Below are 17,832 nucleotides of genomic sequence, written 5' to 3'. Positions count from 1 at the left end.
GTTCACTCGCAAACACCCCGTTGCAGCGCATATCGGTCTACCATGCCACCCCCGGCAGTGGTTCCACGCGCTACCGATCTCTCTCTTGCAAGGTATCGCCCATGTCCATCGACCAAATCAGCCTCCCCAAGGGCGTCGGCCCGCACGCCACCAAGCTGCTCGACGCCATCACCGGCGCTTGCTCCCATGAAGAACTCAACCGCGCAGGCGGTAAGGCAGAAGGCTTTGTATTGGGGTTGGAAGCTTCCAAGGCGATCAAGAGCCAAATCGCTGAGTCGCTGTATGTGGCTTATGACGATGCCGCGAGCCATCGCGCCAGTGAGTTGAAGGGTTAAACCTCAACACCAGACCTGATGTTGTACAGTCGACTCCCGCCACAGGGCTGATTAAATCAGGGACCCCCATGACATTGACCGTCGACACCTTGCTCACCCTGGCCATGGCCAACCCCATCAACGCCGAAATTACCGCACGTTTGCCCGACCTGGGTGTGGAGCAATGCATGCTCACGGCGGGCTGTCTGTTCCAGGCAGTGTGGAATCACCAGTCCAATCTTCCTGCTGCGCAGGGGGTAAAGGACTACGACGTTTTCTACTTCGACACCGACCTGTCCTACGAAGCCGAGGACGCGGTGATTCGCAAGGCCGAGCGGTTGTTCCAGGACTTGGGCGTGAATGTGGAGGTCAGGAACCAGGCGCGGGTTCACCTTTGGTATGGGCAGCGGTTTGGCCGGCCGTATCCTCAGTTGCATTGCGCCAGGCAGGGCGTGGATCGTTACCTGGTGGCCGGGACGTGCATCGGCTTGGAGATTGCCACCGGCGAGGTGTATGCGCCGTTTGGGTTGGCAGATGTGGAGCACGGAGTGTTGCGCATCAACCCACTGCATCCGGAACCGGCGTTGTTTGCACAGAAGGCCAGGAGTTATCAGGCGCGGTGGCCGTGGCTGAGGATTGTGGCGACGGATTGAAGGCCGTGCAGTCCATTTTTGTGTGGTTCATTGAATTTATCGGCGCTGGTTTGAGTCACTGATGCTATGCGTGGCTTTCTTCCATCCGATCTCAAGGACCGACCATGACCTTTTTCATCTTCCTGCTCGCCTGCGCCGCCGCTGCCAGCACCGGCGTGATCTTCAAGCCCGGTGCCTGGTACGAATCCCTGGTCAAACCCAGCTTCACCCCGCCCAATTGGCTGTTCCCAGTGGCATGGACAATCATTTACCTGCTGCTGGCCTGGGCCGGTTACCGTCTTAGCCTGATCCCCGGCAGCCAAATGGTGCTGGCGCTGTGGGCCGCGCAGATCGCTTTGAACACGCTGTGGACGCCGGTGTTTTTTGGCGCCCATCGCCTGCTTGCCGGGATGGTGATCATCGTGTTGCTGTGGATCACCGTGGCGGCCATGGTGGTGTTGGCGGTGCGCCTGGATTTGATCACCGGTTTGATCCTGTTCCCGTACCTGGCGTGGCTGTGTGTCGCGGCGGCGTTGAATTTCTCGATCTTGCGCAATAACCGCTGATGGCCCACCAAACTTGGCCGGCCAGCGAGCCGGAACTGGCCCAGATGCGCCGCTTCAACCAAAAGCTCGCCTGGATGCCGCGCTTTAAAATCCGCAATCGCATCACCCCGCGCTTGATCCAGGCGCTGTTGCGCGTGAGCCAGAAGGTCAGGCGCGCAACGCCGGCCGAAAGCCGCACCGTGGGCGGTGTGCCCGTGCGTATTTTGCGGCCTATCGGCAAGCCCAAGGGCGTGGTGCTGGATATCCACGGCGGCGGCTGGGTGATTGGCAATGCGCAGATGGATGACGCGCTTAACCTCGGCATGCTCAACGCGTGCGATGTGACGGTGGTGTCGGTGGATTACCGGCTGGCGGTGGACACGCCGGTCGAGGGGCTGATGGAAGATTGCCTGGCGGCGGCGCGTTGGTTGCTCTGTGATGAAGAGTTCAAAGACCTGCCGGTTATCGTCGTCGGCGAGTCGGCCGGCGGGCATTTGGCGGCAGCGACCTTGCTGGCGCTCAAGCAATGGCCCGAGCTGCTCCAGCGTGTGAGCGGCGCGGTGCTGTATTACGGTGTCTACGATTTGACCGGTACACCGAGCGTGCGCAACGCCGGGCCGGACACCTTGCTGCTGGACGGGCCGGGAATGGTCGAGGCACTGCGCATGCTCACGCCGGGGATCAGCGATGACGAACGCCGGCAAGCGCCGTTGTCACCGCTGTATGGCGACTTTGAAGGCTTGCCACCGGCGTTGATGTTTGTCGGTGAACTGGACCCGCTCAAAGATGACACGCTGTTGATCGCTGAACGCTGGCCCCAGGCCGAGGCCCATCTGCTGCCGGAATCGGCCCACGGGTTTATCCATTTTCCGGTGGCGATGGGGGAGGCGGTGTTGGCGTACAGCCGAACGTGGATCACTGAGCGCATCGATGGCCGCTATAAAGGTTGCCCTTGACCTCTGTGTTGAGCCCGCTCTTGGTGTTGCCCCGGCTGTTGTGGCGAGCCCGCTTGTTGTAGTGAGCGGGCTTGCCCCGCGCTGGGCTGCGAAGCAGCCCCCAAACCAAGCGCTTAGATTTTACTGAAGTATCGCGGCGGTCTTATTGGGTCTGCTTCGCAGCCCAGCGCGGGGCAAGCCCGCTCACCACAAGTGGATTGCTCAGTGGTTGAAGGGGTAGTCGATGTAACCCTCGGCGCCTGGCGCGTAGAACGTGTCCTTGTCGGGCACATTCAAGGCGGCACCGCTACGAAAACGCGCTGGCAGGTCCGGGTTGGCCAGGAACGTGCTACCAAAAACCGCCGCATCGGCATTGCCTTCGGCGATCAAGCTGTCGGCGCTGTCCCGAGTCAGCCCGCTGCCCACCAAATAGCAGCCATCGAACAACGGGCGCAACGCCGCGTGGTAGTCAAAGCTCGCGCCGAACAGCGCTACATGCAAGTAGGCGAGCTTCAGCCCGCGCAGTTGCGTGACCAAGTAGGTGTAGGTTTGCTGCGGGTTGGCATCGCTGATGTCGTTGAAGTTCATCTGCGGGGAAATCTTGATGCCCACCCGATCAGCGCCCACTTCATCGGCCATCGCCTTGAGGACTTCCAGCACGAAGCGGCTACGGTTTTCCACCGAACCGCCGTACTGATCGTCGCGTTGGTTGCTGGCGCTGGAGAGAAATTGCTCGGGCAGGTAACCGGAGGCGGCGTGCAACTCCACACCGTCAAAACCCGCCTCGATGGCCCGGCGCGCTGCCTGGCGGTAGCTGTCGACCACGCCACCGATCTGCGCCACGCTCAATGCGTGGGGCGTGACGAAGTCCTGCAGGCCGGTCGCGGTCCAGGTCTGGCCCGCCGGTTTAATCGCCGAGGGGGCCAGCGGCAGCGCGTTGTCGGCCAACAACGATGGGTGGGACACCCGGCCGCAATGCATCAGTTGCATGAAGATGTGCCCGCCTTGGGCATGCACGGCGTCGGTGACGGATTTCCAGGCGGCCACCTGTTCGGCGGTTTCGATACCTGGGGTGCGCACATACCCTTTGCCCGATGCGTCGGGGAACACCCCCTCGGAGATGATCAAGCCCGCCGTGGCGCGCTGCGCATAGTAGGTGGTCACCAGGTCGGAAGGCACGCCGGCGTCGTCGGCGCGTGAGCGTGTCATCGGCGCCATGACCAGGCGGTTGGCGAGGGTGTAGCGACCGAGCGAAAGGGGAGAGAAAAGAGCATTCATGGCGGTGTTCCTCATCAGTGATGGGGTTATGATTGATCAATCCGATTTCGGGATAAATCCCTTAAATGCGAAATGACTAATTCACCGATGGGATAATGCCGTGGAATTTCTTAACGATATGGCGCTGTTTGTCGAGGTGGTGAAGGCCCGCAGTTTCAGCCGCGCGGCCGAGACCTTGGGCATGCCGAACTCGACATTGTCCCGGCGCATCAGCGAGTTGGAAAAAGGCATCGGCCTGCGGCTGTTGCACCGCACCACGCGCAAGATCGAGCCCACCGAGGCAGGCCAGCTGTACTTTGAGCGCTGCAAGCGCATTGTCGATGAGGCCCGTCTGGCCCATGAGCAACTCGGCGAAATGCTCGCCCGGCCCAGTGGTGTGCTGCGTGCCTCGTTGCCGGTGGATTTCGCCTTGGTTTACCTTGCGCCGTTGATCGCCGAGTTCTCCCGGTTGCATCCTGGCATCACGTTCGAACTCGATTTGACACCGCGCCAGGTCGACTTGATCAGCGATCCAGTGGACGTGGTCATTCGTATGGGCGAGCCCGCCAATTCGAACCTGATCGCGCGCAAACTCGCGAGCATGCGCCGAGCGCTGTACGCCTCGCCCCAGTACCTGGAACGCGCCGGCCGGCCTGCGCAACCGGCAGACCTTGTGCATCACGAATGTTTGCGCATGCGCGGCTCAAGGGCGCATCAATGGTGGTTGGCATCGGGGGCGGATACGGTGGAAGTCGATGTGGGCGGGCGGTTTGAGCTCAATAGCGTGGGCATGCTCAGGCGCTTGGCCGCGTTGGACCTGGGCATTGCGATGCTGCCCGAGGGTATTGCCGAGCAAGACGTTGCCAGTGGCACCCTGTGCAGGGTGTTGCCCGACTGGCACGGCTCGCCGGTCTCGGTCTATGCCCTGACCGAGACGCGCCTGCTGCCGGCGAAAACCCAACGCTTTATCGAGTTTTTGCGCGACAGGCTGGAGGATGCATGACCGGCCCGATACGGGTACCTGCGCTACCAACGAGTAAGTGAATGATGAACATCCAGACGGTCACCGTTGCTGAGATTCCCGAGGTACTGGCCTTCGTCCTGGCGGCTCGCGCCGAGCTGTTTCCCAAGCTCAGCGCCACGGGCATGCCCGCTGACCTGGCGCAATTTGAAGCCACTTACCTTCAGGGCGACGGGCATTTTCTGGTCGCTTGCGATGACGATCAGATCGTCGCAGCCATCGGTTATTTGCCTTACGACAACCGCTTTTCGCAGCTCAATTACCAGGGCCGCAAGACCGTGGAAGTGGTACGCCTGTTTGTACGCCCGGCCTTTCGCCGCTTTGGTCTGGCGGGGCAGCTCTATCGCGCATTAGAGGCCACGGCGCGGGCGGATGGCGTGGACGTGGTGTACCTGCATACCCACCCGTTCCTGCCGGGTGCGATTGATTTTTGGGGGCGGCAAGGCTTTGAAATTGTGGATGTCGAGGACGATCCAGTGTGGCGCACGACGCATATGCAGCGGCATTTATAGGGCTGTGGTCACTGGGCATTTGTGATGAGCAGGCCTGTTGTGCGCACCGGGCTCGTTGTGGTGAGCGGGCTTGCCCCGCGCTGGGCTGCGAAGCGGCCCCCGAACCATGCGCTGAGGTTTTGCTGAAGAATCGCGGCGGTCTTAGTGGGGCTGCTTCGCAGCCCAGCGCGGGGCAAGCCCGCTCACCACAAAGAGCTCACATGCCACAAAGAGCTTACAAGCCACAAAGCACTCACATGTCACAAAGAGCGCCTGTGCAGCGGTATTTATAGGGCTTTGGTCACTGGGCCTTTGTGATGAGCAGGCCTGTTGTGGCCCCGGGCCTTTGTGATGAGCAGGCCTGTTGTGTGCACCGGGCTCGTTGTGGTGAGCGGGCTTGCCCCGCGCTGGGCTGCGAAGCGGCCCCCGAACCATGCGCTGAGGTTTTGCTGAAGAATCGCGGCGGTCTTAGTGGGGCTGCTTCGCAGCCCAGCGCGGGGCAAGCCCGCTCACCACAAAGAGCTCGCAAGCCACAAAGCACTCACATGTCACAAAGAGCTCTCAAGCCCCAAAGAACTCACATCCCACAAAGAGCTCATGTGCCGCAGCAGGCCAAGGTGCCACAAAGAGCTCACATGCCAAAATAGGCCCAACTGTCACAAAGGACTCATCAGCCATAACAACCCTAGTGACTCAGTTAGAACGCAACCGCAATATCTGCGCCCCATCAAACGGGTCGGTCAGGTAATGCCCCTGCACCCCAAACGTGTCCTGCAAGCGCTGTGGCGTCAGCACTTGCAGCGGTGTGCCCAGTGCCACCAAGCGCCCGCGATCCAACACCGCCAGGCGATCACAGGTCAGCGCCTGGTTAAGATCATGCAGCGCAATCAACGTTGTCACGGGCAACCCCTGCACGCCTTTCAAGATCGCCAGTTGATGCTGGATATCCAAATGGTTGGTCGGCTCATCCAGCAACAGAATCTGCGGCCGTTGCGCCAGGGCCCGGGCGATGTGCACGCGTTGGCGTTCGCCGCCGGAAAGGCTGCGCCAGGCGCGTTGGCTCAGGTGCGTGGCGTCCACATCGTGCAGGGCCTGGACTACGATGGCGTGATCGTCGCTGGACCACGGGCTCAGCGCCGACAGCCACGGCGTGCGGCCCAGTGCCACGGCATCGAACACGCGGATGGCGTCGTCGGTGTCGGCCTGTTGTTCCACCACCGCCAGTTGTTGTGCGATGGCGCGGCGCGACAGTTCGCCCAAACGCGCACTCCCAAGCCGCACCTCACCTGACGCCGGTGCGCGCAAGCCCGCCAGCAGTTTGAGCAAGGTGGATTTACCCGAGCCGTTCGGGCCGACAATCCCCAAGGTCTCGCCCAACTGCACCTCCAGGTGAATGTCGCGCAGCAATTCGGCGTCGCGCACTTTGAAGCCCAGGCCGGTGCAACTGAGTACGCTCATCGTGCGTTCCTCCGGCCGATCAGGATCAACGCAAACACCGGTGCGCCGACCAAGGCCGTGACCACGCCCACCGGAATCACCTGGCCTTTGATCAAGGTGCGCGACAGTACATCCGCTGCGATCAAAAACAATGCGCCGCCCAAGGCACTGGCCGGCAGCAAGCGCGAGTGCCCGGTGCCGAGCAGCAGGCGCACGGCGTGGGGGATCACCAGACCGACAAAGCCGATGGAGCCGACGATCGACACCATCACCGCCGTGACGAGCGCGGCGCAGCCCACCAGCACAAATTGCACACGGCGCACCGGGATGCCCAGGGACGCCGCCGAGTCGCTGCCGAAGGTGAATGCATCCAGCGCACGACGGTGCCACAGGCACACCGCCAAGCCGGCGACCGCCACCGGCACTGCCAGCCACACCGACGGCCAGCGCACGCCGCTGAGGTTGCCCAGCAACCAGAACATGATGCCGCGGGCCTGCTCGGAACTGGCCGACTTGGTGATCAAGAATGCGGTGAGCGCATTGAACAGCTGCGAACCGGCGATGCCCGCGAGGATGATCTGGCCGGTGCCGCTCACCGAGCCGCTGGCCCGTGCCAGCAGAATCACCAGGGCAAACGCCGCCATGGCGCCGACAAACGCGCCGGCCGACAGCGATATCAACCCGCCGCCCACGCCCATCAGTGCCACCAGCACCGCCCCGGTCGAGGCGCCGGCGCTGATGCCCAACAGGTACGGATCGGCCAACGGGTTGCGCAGCAGCGACTGCAGGATCACCCCGCAGGTGGCCAGCCCCGCGCCGCACGCGGCGGCGACCAGGGCGCGGGTCAGGCGGTAGTTCCACACCACGCCTTCGTCGATCGGGTCCAGTACGTAGCCGGCGTTCCACAGTTTGTTGGCGAGCACTTGCAGCACCACCTGCGGTTCGATGGCCGTTTCGCCGATGGCCACGCCGGCGAGTAAGGCGATCAACAGCAGCGTCAGGGCGAGTAGGGTGCGGATCATTTGGACAGGTCGTAGCCGTCGATGGCGCCGGCCAGTTGTTCAAGGCCGTCGAACATGCGGATGCTGGCCTGCAGCGCCAGGGCATCGAGGATGATGATGCGGTTGTTTTTGACGGCGTCCATGTTGCGCGTGACCGGGTCGCTGCGCAGGAAGGCGAGTTTCTTCTCGTGGTCATCGGCAGGGTAGCGGCGACGGTCCATGCGGGCGATCACCAGGAAGGTCGGGTTGGCCTTGGCGATGGTTTCCCAGCCGACGGTGGGCCACTCTTCATCGGACTGCACCACGTTGTGCAGGCCGAGGGTGTCCAGCATGAATTCGGGGATGCCCTTGTGGCCGGCCACGTACGGGTCGCTGGTCATCTCTGAACTGGAGAACCACACCAGTGCGCTGGCGTGCTTGAGGCCTTTGCTCTGCACGGTGGCGACGGACTTGGCCAGGCGTGCCTTGAGGTCGTCGTTCAGCTGTTGGCCGCGAGCCTGTACGTCGAAAATCTCGGCCAGTTGGCGGATGCTTTTGTAGATGGTTTCGATGCGAAACGGCTCCAGCCGCGTACCGTCGGCGCCCACCAGGTTGTCTTTGCCTTCGCAGTCGGAGGGCAGCAGGTAGGTGGGGATCTTCAGCTCGTGGAACTGCTCACGCGTACCCACCACACCTTGCGGGCCGACTACCCATTCCAGCTCGGCCGCCACCAGTTGCGGGCGCTTGGCGATCACGGCTTCGAAGCTCGGCTCATTGTTGGCCAGGCGTTCGATTTTATCGTTCTGCGCCTTGTATTGGGGCAGTACGTTGTTGAACCACAGCGAGGTGCCGACCACTTTATCGCCGACGCCCAGGGCATACAGCATTTCGGTGGCGGCCTGGCCGATGGTCACGCTGCGCGCCGGGGTTTGCTGGAAGGTCACGGCGCTGCCGCAGTTTTCAACGGTCAACGGGTAGTGAGTGGGCGCCGCGTGGGCCAGGGCACAGAAACCCAGGCCGGTGATCAGGGCAGTAACGCGTGGCAGCATGGGGCGATCTCCGTTTGAACCATACGTGAAGCAGGGGCAGTACGGCTCGGAAATACGCCCTCGAACGCTGCCGGTCGGGCAGGCAAGGATGTCCTTCCCGGACACCCCGCCGGTTAGTGATTGTGCTGGGCCGGCAGGTCTCCTGACTGATGCGTCGTCGCCACGCTCCGGCCTTCCCGGACAGGGTCCAGTGGCGTTAAGGAGCAGGCTCAGCACCTACAGTTGCGGGGGCAGTTTCGATTGGCGCCGTGGGCGGCGTTTCGAATTCCCTATTAGTCCCGTGGGGGAACCGGCGGCGGTATGGTAGTCGATCGCGTTGCCCAGGGGGAGCGTCAAACGAGGCGGGAACGCATATAACCGCCTCGTTGGGGGGAGCTGTCGAGCCCGTGAGGGCTCGGCGTTACTTGCGATCGAGCCACACGGTCTGCGCATTGCAGAACTCGCGTACGCCAAAGTGCGACAGCTCGCGGCCAAACCCGCTCTTTTTCACGCCACCAAACGCCACACGTGGGTCGGAGACGCTGAAGGCGTTGACGAAGATCCCGCCGGTTTCCAGCTGGTTGCCGATATCCCGCGCTTTTGCCGCGTCGGCAGTGAAGATGCTGGCGGTGAGGCCGAACTCGCTGTCATTGGCCAGGGCCACGGCGTGGTCGGCGTCGCGGGCGGTGATGATCGAGGCAACCGGGCCGAACAGTTCCTGTTTGAACGAGGTCATCTGGTCGGTGACGTTGGCCAGCACGGTCGGCGCGTAGTAGTTGCCGCTGCCTGGGACTTTATCGCCGCCCAGCAGCAGGGTCGCGCCTTCTTCCAGGGTGGCCTGGACTTGGCCGTGCAGTTCATCGCGCAGGTCGAAGCGGGCCATTGGACCGATGTAGGTGGTGGCTGAGGTGGGGTCGCCCATGACCAAGGCGCGGCTGGCTTCGACGAATTTGGCGGTGAAGGCTTCAGCCACGCCTTCTTCGATGATCAGGCGCTTGGCGGCGGCGCAGACTTGGCCGCTGTTCTGGAAGCGGCCGATCAGTGCAGCTTGCACGGCGGCGTCGAGGTCGGCGTCGTTGAGCACGATGAACGGGTCGGAGCCGCCCAGTTCCAGCACACATTTTTTCAGCGCGGCACCGGCCTGGGAGCCGATGGCGATACCGGCGCGCACGCTGCCGGTGAGGGTCACGGCGGCGATGCGTGGGTCGGCGATGGCTTGGGATACGCCGTCGGTGGTCACGTTGATCACTTCAAACATGCCGTCGGCAAACCCCGCTTTCTGGAAGGCTTGCTGGATCAGGTAGGCGCTGCCCATCACGTTTGGCGCGTGTTTGAGCACGTAGGTGTTGCCGGCCAGCAGCGTCGGCACGGCGCCGCGCAGCACTTGCCATACCGGGAAGTTCCACGGCATCACGGCGAGGATCGGGCCCAGTGGGCGGTATTCGATATGGGCCGTGCCGTTGTCCACCAGGGTCGGTTCCGGGGCAAGCATGGCCGGGCCTTGGGCGGCGTACCATTCGCTCAGTTGCGCGCACTTTTCGATTTCGGCACGGGCCTGGGCGATGGGTTTGCCCATCTCCAGGGTGATCATCTGCGCCATTGTTTCGGCTTGCTCGCGCAGGGCGGCGGCCAGGGCCAGCAGTAATTCTGCGCGCTGGCTCACCGGCTGGCGGCGCCAGGTGCGGAAGGCGGCGGTGGCGCGGTTGAGGGCGGCGTCCAGCTGCGACGCGGTTTCGTATGGGTAGCTGCCGACCGTTTCGCCGTTGGCCGGGTTGATCGATAAGGCGTGGGTAGTCGCGTTCATGGCACCGTCCTGCGTGTACGTTGGGATGGAGGTCAGCGTACGGGGCTGGTTCTTTTCTGGAAAGTGAATAATATTAAGCAATACGTTCACGATTGGAGAATGACTTGGATCTGGTGCAGCTGGAAATCTTCAAGGCCGTTGCCGAGCAGGGCAGCATCAGCGCCGCGGCGCAGTTGATTCATCGCGTGCCGTCGAACCTGACCACGCGGATCAAGCAACTGGAGCAGGATCTCGGTGTGGCGCTGTTTATCCGCGAAAAGAGCCGCCTGCGGCTGTCACCGGCCGGATGGAATTTCCTCGGCTATGCGCGGCGCATCCTCGACCTGGTGCAAGAAGCCCGCGCCACGGTGGCGGGGGAGGAGCCCCAGGGGGCCTTTGCCCTTGGCTCGCTGGAAAGTACCGCCGCGGTGCGCATTCCGGCGTTGCTGGCGGCGTATAACCAGAAGCACACCAAGGTCGAGCTGGACCTGAGCACTGGGCCGTCAGGCACCATGATTGAGGGCGTGCTGTCGGGTCGGCTGACGGCCGCGTTTGTCGATGGCCCGGTGCTGCACTCGACCCTTGAAGGCGTGGCGGTGTTCGAGGAGGAGATGGTGGTGATCGCACCGCTGCACCATGCGCCGATCACTCGGGGGCAGGAGGTGAACGGCGAGAACATTTATACGTTTCGCTCCAATTGCTCGTACCGCCATCACTTCGAGCGTTGGTTTTCACAGGATGGTGCGGTGCCGGGCAAGATTTTCGAGATCGAGTCCTACCACGGCATGCTCGCCTGCGTCAGCGCCGGGGCTGGGCTGGCGCTGATGCCACGCAGCATGCTGGAAAGCATGCCGGGGTTTGCGGCGGTGAGCGTGTGGCCGTTGATGGACAGTTTTCGCGTGCTCAATACGTGGTTGATCTGGCGGCGGGGGACGGTGTCGCAGAGTTTGAGCAGCTTTGTGAAGCTGCTGGAAGAGCGCGGGTTGGTTGCCACCTGAATCCAATGTGGGAGGGGGCTTGCCGCTCCCACATTTTGATCTTCATCAGCCGCCAAATTGCAGGGTGCCCATGGCCAGTTTGGCCATGATTGCCGTCGCGCCCAATTGCACCAACCACAACGCCAAGCCGCCGAGGAACACGCCCAGCGCCACTTGCAGCACCAGGCTTTTCTGGCGTTTGGCTTGCGGCGCGCGCGGGGTGTAGTCGTGCAACTCGTCGCGGTCGGCGCGCAGGTCCAGGTCATCGTTTCGCATAGGGCTCTCACAGCAAAGGGGCGGTCAGGGTTCAGTCTAGGGGCTGGAGACGAAAAAGGGGAAGCCATCGGCTTCCCCTCCTTGTGCAACGGCTACAGGTTTACAGCACCTGGACGATTGCCTGTGTGACCGCACCAATGTTCGACTGGTTCAGCGCCGCCACACAGATACGCCCGGTGTCCAGCGCGTAGATGCCAAACTCGGTACGCAAACGGGTGACTTGCTCAACGGTCAGGCCGGAGTAGGAGAACATCCCACGCTGGCGGCCGACGAAGCTGAAGTCGTGGCCCGGTGCGGCCTTGGCCAGTTCGGCGACCATCTGCTCACGCATGCCACGGATGCGCAGGCGCATTTCGGCCAGTTCGGCTTCCCACTGGGCGCGCAGCTCAGGGTTGTTGAGCACGGCGGCCACAATCGCAGCGCCGTGGGTCGGCGGGTTGGAGTAGTTGGTGCGGATCACACGCTTGACCTGGGACAGGATGCGCGCGCTTTCTTCCTTGGAGTCGCCAACGATGGACAGCGCGCCCACGCGTTCGCCGTACAGGGAGAACGACTTGGAGAACGAGCTGGACACAAAGAAGGTCAGGCCCGATTCAGCGAACAGGCGCACGGCAGCGGCGTCTTCGTGGATGCCGTCGCCGAAGCCCTGGTAGGCCATGTCGAGGAACGGCACCAGGTTCTTTGCCTTGACCACGTCCAGCACGTTTTGCCAGTCGGCCGGGCTCAGGTCGACGCCGGTCGGGTTGTGGCAGCAGGCGTGCAGCACCACGATGGACTGTGGCGGCAGGGCGTTGAGGTCTTCGAGCAGGCCGGCGCGGTTTACGTCGTGGGTGGCAGCGTCGTAGTAGCGGTAGTTCTGCACCGGGAAACCAGCGGTTTCAAACAGTGCGCGGTGGTTTTCCCAGCTCGGGTCGCTGATGGCGACGACGGCGTCGGGCAGCAGTTGCTTGAGGAAGTCAGCGCCGATCTTCAGGGCGCCGGTGCCACCAACGGCCTGGACGGTCACGACACGGCCGGCTTCGAGCAGCGGCGAGTCGTTACCGAACAGCAGGGTTTGCACGGCCTTGTCGTAGGCGGCGATACCGTCGATCGGCAAGTAGCCACGGGCGGCGTGTTGCGCCACGCGAATGGCTTCCGCTTCGGCAACGGCACGCAAGAGTGGAATCTTCCCCTCCTCGTTGCAGTAAACGCCCACGCCAAGGTTGACCTTGGTGGTTCGTGTATCGGCGTTGAATGCTTCGTTGAGGCCCAGGATAGGATCGCGTGGTGCCATTTCGACAGCGGAGAACAGGCTCATTTTGCGGCAGCTCTATGGGGGAAAGGAGGGACGTGTCGCGCTCCAGCCGAATGCACTAGAGCGGTGCACAAACGGGGAGCTAGTATAGAGGCCATCACGGCTGAGGGCGACAACCTAAACGGCTTTTCGGCCAAGTTTTTCGGTTTATTTGCTGACCGTTAGTCTTATTGCAGCATTGGCCGACAACGCCGGGCAGGACGATTGCCTTGAAACCCGTCACATTCGCCACCACTTCTACAGCTATCATGGTTTTTTCCTACTGCCCGCTCTGAATCTTCGCGGGTGGTGGTCTATTTCGTCCCCGACGGGTTTACAGTCCGGGGTGACTTCAAGAGGTACGTTATGTCGGATTTCCAACTAGTCACCCGCTTTGAACCCGCTGGCGATCAGCCGGAAGCCATTCGCCAGATGGTCGAAGGCATCGAGGCCGGCCTGGCCCACCAGACGTTGCTCGGGGTGACCGGTTCGGGCAAGACCTTCAGCATTGCCAACGTGATCGCGCAGATCAACCGGCCCACGCTGGTGCTGGCGCCCAACAAGACCCTGGCCGCGCAGCTCTACGGCGAGTTCAAGGCGTTCTTCCCGAACAACGCGGTGGAATACTTCGTTTCCTACTACGACTACTACCAGCCCGAAGCCTATGTGCCGTCCTCCGATACGTTTATCGAGAAGGATGCGTCGATCAACGACCATATCGAACAGATGCGTCTGTCAGCGACCAAGGCGTTGCTGGAGCGCAAGGACGCGATCATCGTCACCACGGTGTCGTGCATCTACGGCCTGGGCAGCCCGGAAGCTTATTTGAAGATGGTGCTGCACGTGGACCGTGGCGACAAACTCGACCAGCGCGAGTTGCTGCGCCGCTTGACCAGCTTGCAGTACACCCGCAACGACATGGATTTTGCCCGCGCCACCTTCCGTGTGCGTGGCGATGTGATCGACATCTACCCGGCCGAATCCGACCTGGAAGCGATCCGCATCGAGTTGTTCGACGATGAAGTCGAAAGCCTCTCGGCCTTCGACCCGTTGACTGGCGAGGTGATCCGCAAGCTGCCGCGTTTCACCTTCTATCCGAAAAGCCACTACGTAACGCCGCGTGAAACCCTGATGGGCGCCATCGAGGGCATCAAGGTGGAGTTGGCCGAGCGCCTGGAGTACCTGCGCGCCAACAATAAGCTGGTGGAAGCCCAGCGCCTGGAGCAGCGCACGCGCTTTGACCTGGAGATGATCCTGGAGCTGGGCTACTGCAACGGCATCGAAAACTACTCGCGCTACCTCTCGGGGCGTGACTCCGGTGCGCCGCCGCCCACACTTTACGACTACCTGCCGGACGACGCGCTGCTGGTGATCGACGAATCCCACGTCAGCGTGCCGCAGGTGGGCGCGATGTATAAAGGCGACCGTTCGCGTAAAGAAACATTGGTGGAATATGGGTTTCGCCTGCCGTCGGCGCTGGATAACCGGCCGATGCGTTTTGACGAATGGGAAGCCATCAGCCCGCAGACCATCTTTGTCTCGGCCACACCGGGTAACTATGAGGCCGAGCATGCCGGCCGCGTGATCGAGCAACTGGTGCGCCCGACCGGTCTTGTGGACCCGCAAATCGAAATCCGCCCGGCGCTGACCCAGGTCGACGACCTGCTCTCGGAAATCAACAAGCGCGTGGCGCTGGAAGAGCGGGTGCTGGTCACCACGCTGACCAAGCGCATGTCCGAAGACTTGACCGACTACCTGGCCGACCACGGCGTGCGCGTGCGCTACCTGCACTCGGACATCGACACCGTGGAGCGCGTGGAGATCATCCGCGACCTGCGCCTGGGTGTGTTTGACGTGTTGGTGGGGATCAACCTGCTGCGTGAAGGGTTGGACATGCCGGAAGTGTCGCTGGTGGCGATTCTCGATGCGGACAAGGAAGGTTTCTTGCGTTCCGAGCGCTCGCTGATCCAGACCATCGGCCGGGCGGCGCGTAACCTCAATGGTCGGGCGATTCTCTACGCGGACCGCATCACCGGCTCGATGGAGCGGGCGATTGGCGAGACCCAGCGTCGTCGCGACAAGCAGATCGCGTTCAACCTGGAGCACGGTATTACGCCTAAAGGTGTGTTCAAGGACGTCGCCGACATCATGGAAGGCGCGGTGGTGCCCGGCTCGCGCAGCAAGAAGCGCAAGGGCATGGCCAAGGCCGCCGAGGAAAGCGCCAAGTACGAGAACGAACTGCGCTCGCCGAGTGAGATCACCAAGCGGATCCGCCAGTTGGAAGAGAAGATGTACCAGTTGGCGCGGGATCTGGAGTTTGAGGCGGCGGCGCAGACGCGGGATGAGATTGGCAAGTTGCGCGAGCGGTTGCTGGCTGTCTGATTGACGGTGATGCCACTGGCCTCATCGGGAGCAAGCCCCCCACATTTGACGGTATTCGCAAATCAATGTGGGAGGGGGCTTGCCCCCGATAGCCGCGCCTCGGTTTTCCAGAAATCCCCCAGGCTGTTACCATTCGCCCCTTGTTTCAATTTTCAGTTTTATCGCCCATTCGAGACCTGCCATGACCACCGTCCGCACGCGCATCGCGCCATCGCCTACTGGGGATCCCCACGTCGGCACTGCCTACATCGCCTTGTTCAACTACTGCTTTGCCAAGCAGCACGGTGGTGAATTCATCCTGCGGATCGAGGACACCGACCAACTGCGCTCCACCCGCGAGTCGGAACAGCAGATTTTCGATGCCTTGCGTTGGCTGGGCATCACCTGGGCCGAAGGGCCGGACGTCGGCGGCCCGCACGGGCCGTATCGCCAGAGCGAGCGCAGCGACATCTACAAGCAGTACACCCAGCAACTGGTCGACATGGGCCATGCGTTCCCGTGCTTCTGTACCGCCGAAGAACTCGACCAGATGCGCGCCGAGCAACAGGCCCGTGGCGAAACCCCACGCTACGACGGCCGTGCGCTGCTGCTGTCCAAGGAAGAAGTGGCCCAACGCCTGGCAGCCGGCGAACCGCACGTTATCCGCATGAAAGTGCCGAGCGAAGGCGTTTGCGTAGTGCCGGACATGTTGCGCGGTGACGTCGAGATCCCGTGGGACCGCATGGACATGCAAGTGCTGATGAAGACCGACGGCCTGCCGACGTACTTCCTGGCCAACGTGGTGGACGATCACCTGATGGGCATCACCCATGTGCTGCGTGGCGAAGAATGGCTGCCGTCGGCGCCGAAACTGATCCTGCTCTACGAATACTTCGGTTGGGAGCAGCCGCAGCTGTGCTACATGCCGCTGCTGCGCAATCCGGACAAGAGCAAGCTGTCCAAGCGCAAGAACCCGACGTCGGTGACCTTCTACGAGCGCATGGGCTTCATGCCCGAAGCGATGCTCAACTACCTGGGCCGCATGGGCTGGTCGATGCCGGACGAGCGCGAGAAGTTCTCGCTGCAGGAAATGGTCGACAACTTCGACCTGTCTCGCGTGTCCCTGGGCGGGCCGATTTTTGATGTCGAGAAGCTGTCGTGGCTCAATGGCCAGTGGCTGCGTGACTTGCCGGTGGAAGAGTTCGCCAGCCGCGTGCAGCAATGGGCGTTGAACCCTGAGTACATGATGAAGATCGCGCCGTTGGTGCAGGGCAGGGTGGAGACGTTCAGCCAGGTCGCACCGTTGGCGAGTTTCTTCTTTGCCGGGGGCGTGAACCCGGATGCCAAGCTGTTCGAGTCCAAGAAACTCTCGGGCGATCAGGTTCGCCAGTTGATGCAGTTGATCCTGTGGAAGCTCGAAAGCCTGCGTCAGTGGGAGAAGGATGCGATCACTGCGACGATCCAGGCGGTGGTGGAATCCCTGGAGTTGAAGTTGCGCGATGCCATGCCGCTGATGTTCGCCGCGATCACCGGGCAGGCCAGTTCGGTGTCGGTGCTCGATGCGATGGAAATTCTCGGCCCGGACCTCACCCGTTTCCGTCTGCGCCAAGCCCTTGATTTGCTTGGCGGTGTGTCGAAGAAAGAAAACAAAGAGTGGGAAAAGCTGCTGGGCGCTATCGCTTAAGTACGCTGTTGTAACGTCGAAACCCCGGTTTTCCGGGGTTTCGACGGTAAGTGATTGTTATCCCGGCAAAAAACTTTGGAAAATGTTGAAAATAAATTTGACACACTTCCAAACCGCCATTAAGATTCGCCCCGTCCTCACCGATGAGGGGCTATAGCTCAGCTGGGAGAGCGCTTGCATGGCATGCAAGAGGTCAACGGTTCGATCCCGTTTAGCTCCACCAATTTACAGGTTCAAGGTCTGGCCACACCGTCCTTGAATCGATCAGAACTCAGCTCTGATCAGTTGTGCAGAAGGTTTTGTCCCCTTCGTCTAGTGGCCTAGGACACCGCCCTTTCACGGCGGTAACAGGGGTTCGAGTCCCCTAGGGGACGCCAGTTTCAACAAGCAGCTCGAAAGGTCTGCTGCGCCGCGAGGCGAAAAATCCGGGGCTATAGCTCAGCTGGGAGAGCGCTTGCATGGCATGCAAGAGGTCAACGGTTCGATCCCGTTTAGCTCCACCAATTTTACAGGTTCAAGGTTCTGGCCACACCGTCCTTGAATCGATCAGTTCTCAGCGCTGATCAGTTGTATAGAAGGTTTGTGTCCCCTTCGTCTAGTGGCCTAGGACACCGCCCTTTCACGGCGGTAACAGGGGTTCGAGTCCCCTAGGGGACGCCACGATTACCCGCTCTGCGGGATTTTTAAGGGTCATTCAATTATTGAATGGCCCTTTTGTTTGTCTGGCGTTTGGCCAATTCTCCTCTCACTTCCTTTCTTGCTGTTCTGACCAGTGGTCACGCCTGTCGCTTGCTAAATATTATTATGGTAATAATATTCAACCCATGAGAGTTGGAGG

Annotated in this window: 16 protein-coding genes, 4 tRNA genes and 1 riboswitch; of the genes, 13 read left to right on the top strand and 7 right to left on the bottom strand. The window is 61.8% G+C overall.

Annotation, left to right across the window (positions count from 1 at the left end; all coding sequences use genetic code 11):
- The first annotated feature begins 101 nt into the window (after window positions 1-101).
- From PspS35_RS19750 to PspS35_RS19735, 4 genes are all read left to right on the top strand, one after another.
- Window positions 102-335 (top strand): hypothetical protein, encoded by a 234-nt coding sequence (locus PspS35_RS19750; protein ID WP_159936435.1) that lies wholly within the window; start codon window positions 102-104, stop codon window positions 333-335.
- A 68-nt stretch (window positions 336-403) separates the two neighbouring features.
- Window positions 404-967 carry a nucleotidyltransferase family protein gene (locus tag PspS35_RS19745; protein ID WP_159936434.1) on the top strand — a complete coding sequence of 188 codons (564 nt, stop codon included), beginning with the start codon at window positions 404-406 and terminating at the stop codon, window positions 965-967.
- A gap of 104 nt (window positions 968-1,071) precedes the next feature.
- Window positions 1,072-1,512 (top strand): TspO/MBR family protein, encoded by a 441-nt coding sequence (locus PspS35_RS19740; protein ID WP_065925072.1) that lies wholly within the window; start codon window positions 1,072-1,074, stop codon window positions 1,510-1,512.
- Window positions 1,512-2,447, top strand: coding sequence for an alpha/beta hydrolase fold domain-containing protein (locus tag PspS35_RS19735; protein WP_159936433.1), 936 nt, complete (start codon window positions 1,512-1,514; stop codon window positions 2,445-2,447). Before PspS35_RS19740 ends, PspS35_RS19735 begins: the two co-directional genes overlap by 1 nt.
- Window positions 2,448-2,648: 201 nt before the next feature.
- Here PspS35_RS19735 and PspS35_RS19730 read toward each other — a convergent pair whose 3' ends face one another.
- Entirely contained in the window at window positions 2,649-3,704 is a 1,056-nt protein-coding gene (locus PspS35_RS19730) for an alkene reductase (protein WP_159936432.1), read from the bottom strand.
- A gap of 100 nt (window positions 3,705-3,804) precedes the next feature.
- Here PspS35_RS19730 and PspS35_RS19725 point away from each other — a divergent pair, with 100 nt between their 5' ends.
- Window positions 3,805-4,686 carry a LysR family transcriptional regulator gene (locus tag PspS35_RS19725; RefSeq protein ID WP_159936431.1) on the top strand — a complete coding sequence of 294 codons (882 nt, stop codon included), beginning with the start codon at window positions 3,805-3,807 and terminating at the stop codon, window positions 4,684-4,686.
- A 41-nt stretch (window positions 4,687-4,727) separates the two neighbouring features.
- Window positions 4,728-5,216: a GNAT family N-acetyltransferase gene (locus PspS35_RS19720; protein WP_159936430.1), complete on the top strand. Its 489-nt coding sequence runs from the start codon at window positions 4,728-4,730 to the stop codon at window positions 5,214-5,216.
- Window positions 5,217-5,888: 672 nt separating this feature from the next.
- On the opposite strand, the gene PspS35_RS19715 is transcribed toward PspS35_RS19720, so the two are convergent.
- The 4 genes from PspS35_RS19715 to PspS35_RS19700 all read right to left on the bottom strand — a co-directional run bounded on the left by PspS35_RS19715 (window position 5,889) and on the right by PspS35_RS19700 (window position 10,444).
- Window positions 5,889-6,653, bottom strand: a complete 765-nt coding sequence (locus tag PspS35_RS19715) for an ABC transporter ATP-binding protein (protein WP_159936429.1) — start codon at window positions 6,651-6,653, stop codon at window positions 5,889-5,891.
- On the bottom strand, window positions 6,650-7,654 hold the full coding sequence (locus PspS35_RS19710; protein WP_159936428.1) for an iron ABC transporter permease: 1,005 nt from the start codon (window positions 7,652-7,654) through the stop codon (window positions 6,650-6,652). Before PspS35_RS19710 ends, PspS35_RS19715 begins: the two co-directional genes overlap by 4 nt.
- Window positions 7,651-8,661: an ABC transporter substrate-binding protein gene (locus PspS35_RS19705; protein ID WP_159936427.1), complete on the bottom strand. Its 1,011-nt coding sequence runs from the start codon at window positions 8,659-8,661 to the stop codon at window positions 7,651-7,653. Before PspS35_RS19705 ends, PspS35_RS19710 begins: the two co-directional genes overlap by 4 nt.
- Before the next feature lie 114 nt (window positions 8,662-8,775).
- Window positions 8,776-8,970, bottom strand: a riboswitch (cobalamin riboswitch).
- 91 nt (window positions 8,971-9,061) lie between these two features.
- The gene (locus PspS35_RS19700) at window positions 9,062-10,444 is read right to left on the bottom strand and encodes an aldehyde dehydrogenase family protein (protein WP_159936426.1); all 1,383 of its coding nucleotides are present in this window, start codon (window positions 10,442-10,444) and stop codon (window positions 9,062-9,064) included.
- A 104-nt stretch (window positions 10,445-10,548) separates the two neighbouring features.
- Between PspS35_RS19700 and PspS35_RS19695 the strand changes: the two genes are divergently transcribed.
- Entirely contained in the window at window positions 10,549-11,421 is an 873-nt protein-coding gene (locus PspS35_RS19695) for a LysR family transcriptional regulator (RefSeq protein ID WP_159936425.1), read from the top strand.
- A gap of 45 nt (window positions 11,422-11,466) precedes the next feature.
- On the opposite strand, the gene PspS35_RS19690 is transcribed toward PspS35_RS19695, so the two are convergent.
- Entirely contained in the window at window positions 11,467-11,676 is a 210-nt protein-coding gene (locus PspS35_RS19690; RefSeq protein ID WP_017138724.1) for a hypothetical protein, read from the bottom strand.
- Window positions 11,677-11,776: 100 nt separating this feature from the next.
- Complete coding sequence (locus PspS35_RS19685; protein ID WP_159936424.1) at window positions 11,777-12,973, bottom strand: amino acid aminotransferase; 1,197 nt, start codon at window positions 12,971-12,973, stop codon at window positions 11,777-11,779.
- A 342-nt stretch (window positions 12,974-13,315) separates the two neighbouring features.
- Between PspS35_RS19685 and uvrB the strand changes: the two genes are divergently transcribed.
- From uvrB to PspS35_RS19655, 6 genes are all read left to right on the top strand, one after another.
- Window positions 13,316-15,331 (top strand): excinuclease ABC subunit UvrB, encoded by a 2,016-nt coding sequence (gene uvrB / locus PspS35_RS19680; RefSeq protein ID WP_159936423.1) that lies wholly within the window; start codon window positions 13,316-13,318, stop codon window positions 15,329-15,331.
- A 181-nt stretch (window positions 15,332-15,512) separates the two neighbouring features.
- Window positions 15,513-16,994 carry a glutamate--tRNA ligase gene (gene gltX, locus PspS35_RS19675; protein WP_150677355.1) on the top strand — a complete coding sequence of 494 codons (1,482 nt, stop codon included), beginning with the start codon at window positions 15,513-15,515 and terminating at the stop codon, window positions 16,992-16,994.
- Between the two features lie 147 nt (window positions 16,995-17,141).
- Window positions 17,142-17,217 (top strand) — tRNA-Ala (locus PspS35_RS19670).
- Window positions 17,218-17,295: 78 nt separating this feature from the next.
- Window positions 17,296-17,371: transfer RNA gene (locus PspS35_RS19665), tRNA-Glu, on the top strand.
- 50 nt (window positions 17,372-17,421) lie between these two features.
- Window positions 17,422-17,497: transfer RNA gene (locus tag PspS35_RS19660), tRNA-Ala, on the top strand.
- Window positions 17,498-17,578: 81 nt separating this feature from the next.
- Window positions 17,579-17,654: transfer RNA gene (locus tag PspS35_RS19655), tRNA-Glu, on the top strand.
- The last annotated feature ends 178 nt before the right edge of the window (window positions 17,655-17,832 follow it).

The sequence above is a fragment of the Pseudomonas sp. S35 genome, from assembly GCF_009866765.1.
Taxonomy (GTDB): domain Bacteria; phylum Pseudomonadota; class Gammaproteobacteria; order Pseudomonadales; family Pseudomonadaceae; genus Aquipseudomonas.
The sequence above is the reverse complement of the archived record's forward strand: the minus strand, read 5'-3'. Positions and strand labels throughout refer to the sequence as shown.

What these genes read in the sequence shown, in the direction of transcription:
- PspS35_RS19750 (WP_159936435.1), top strand. Translation starts at nt 102, where the DNA reads ATGTCCATCGACCAAATCAGCCTCCCCAAGGGCGTCGGCCCGCACGCC.
- PspS35_RS19745 (WP_159936434.1), top strand. Translation starts at nt 404, where the DNA reads ATGACATTGACCGTCGACACCTTGCTCACCCTGGCCATGGCCAACCCC.
- PspS35_RS19740 (WP_065925072.1), top strand. Translation starts at nt 1,072, where the DNA reads ATGACCTTTTTCATCTTCCTGCTCGCCTGCGCCGCCGCTGCCAGCACC.
- PspS35_RS19735 (WP_159936433.1), top strand. Translation starts at nt 1,512, where the DNA reads ATGGCCCACCAAACTTGGCCGGCCAGCGAGCCGGAACTGGCCCAGATG.
- PspS35_RS19730 (WP_159936432.1), bottom strand. Translation starts at nt 3,704, where the DNA reads ATGAATGCTCTTTTCTCTCCCCTTTCGCTCGGTCGCTACACCCTCGCC.
- PspS35_RS19720 (WP_159936430.1), top strand. Translation starts at nt 4,728, where the DNA reads ATGATGAACATCCAGACGGTCACCGTTGCTGAGATTCCCGAGGTACTG.
- PspS35_RS19715 (WP_159936429.1), bottom strand. Translation starts at nt 6,653, where the DNA reads ATGAGCGTACTCAGTTGCACCGGCCTGGGCTTCAAAGTGCGCGACGCC.
- PspS35_RS19710 (WP_159936428.1), bottom strand. Translation starts at nt 7,654, where the DNA reads ATGATCCGCACCCTACTCGCCCTGACGCTGCTGTTGATCGCCTTACTC.
- PspS35_RS19705 (WP_159936427.1), bottom strand. Translation starts at nt 8,661, where the DNA reads ATGCTGCCACGCGTTACTGCCCTGATCACCGGCCTGGGTTTCTGTGCC.
- PspS35_RS19700 (WP_159936426.1), bottom strand. Translation starts at nt 10,444, where the DNA reads ATGAACGCGACTACCCACGCCTTATCGATCAACCCGGCCAACGGCGAA.
- PspS35_RS19690 (WP_017138724.1), bottom strand. Translation starts at nt 11,676, where the DNA reads ATGCGAAACGATGACCTGGACCTGCGCGCCGACCGCGACGAGTTGCAC.
- PspS35_RS19685 (WP_159936424.1), bottom strand. Translation starts at nt 12,973, where the DNA reads ATGAGCCTGTTCTCCGCTGTCGAAATGGCACCACGCGATCCTATCCTG.
- uvrB (WP_159936423.1), top strand. Translation starts at nt 13,316, where the DNA reads ATGTCGGATTTCCAACTAGTCACCCGCTTTGAACCCGCTGGCGATCAG.
- gltX (WP_150677355.1), top strand. Translation starts at nt 15,513, where the DNA reads ATGACCACCGTCCGCACGCGCATCGCGCCATCGCCTACTGGGGATCCC.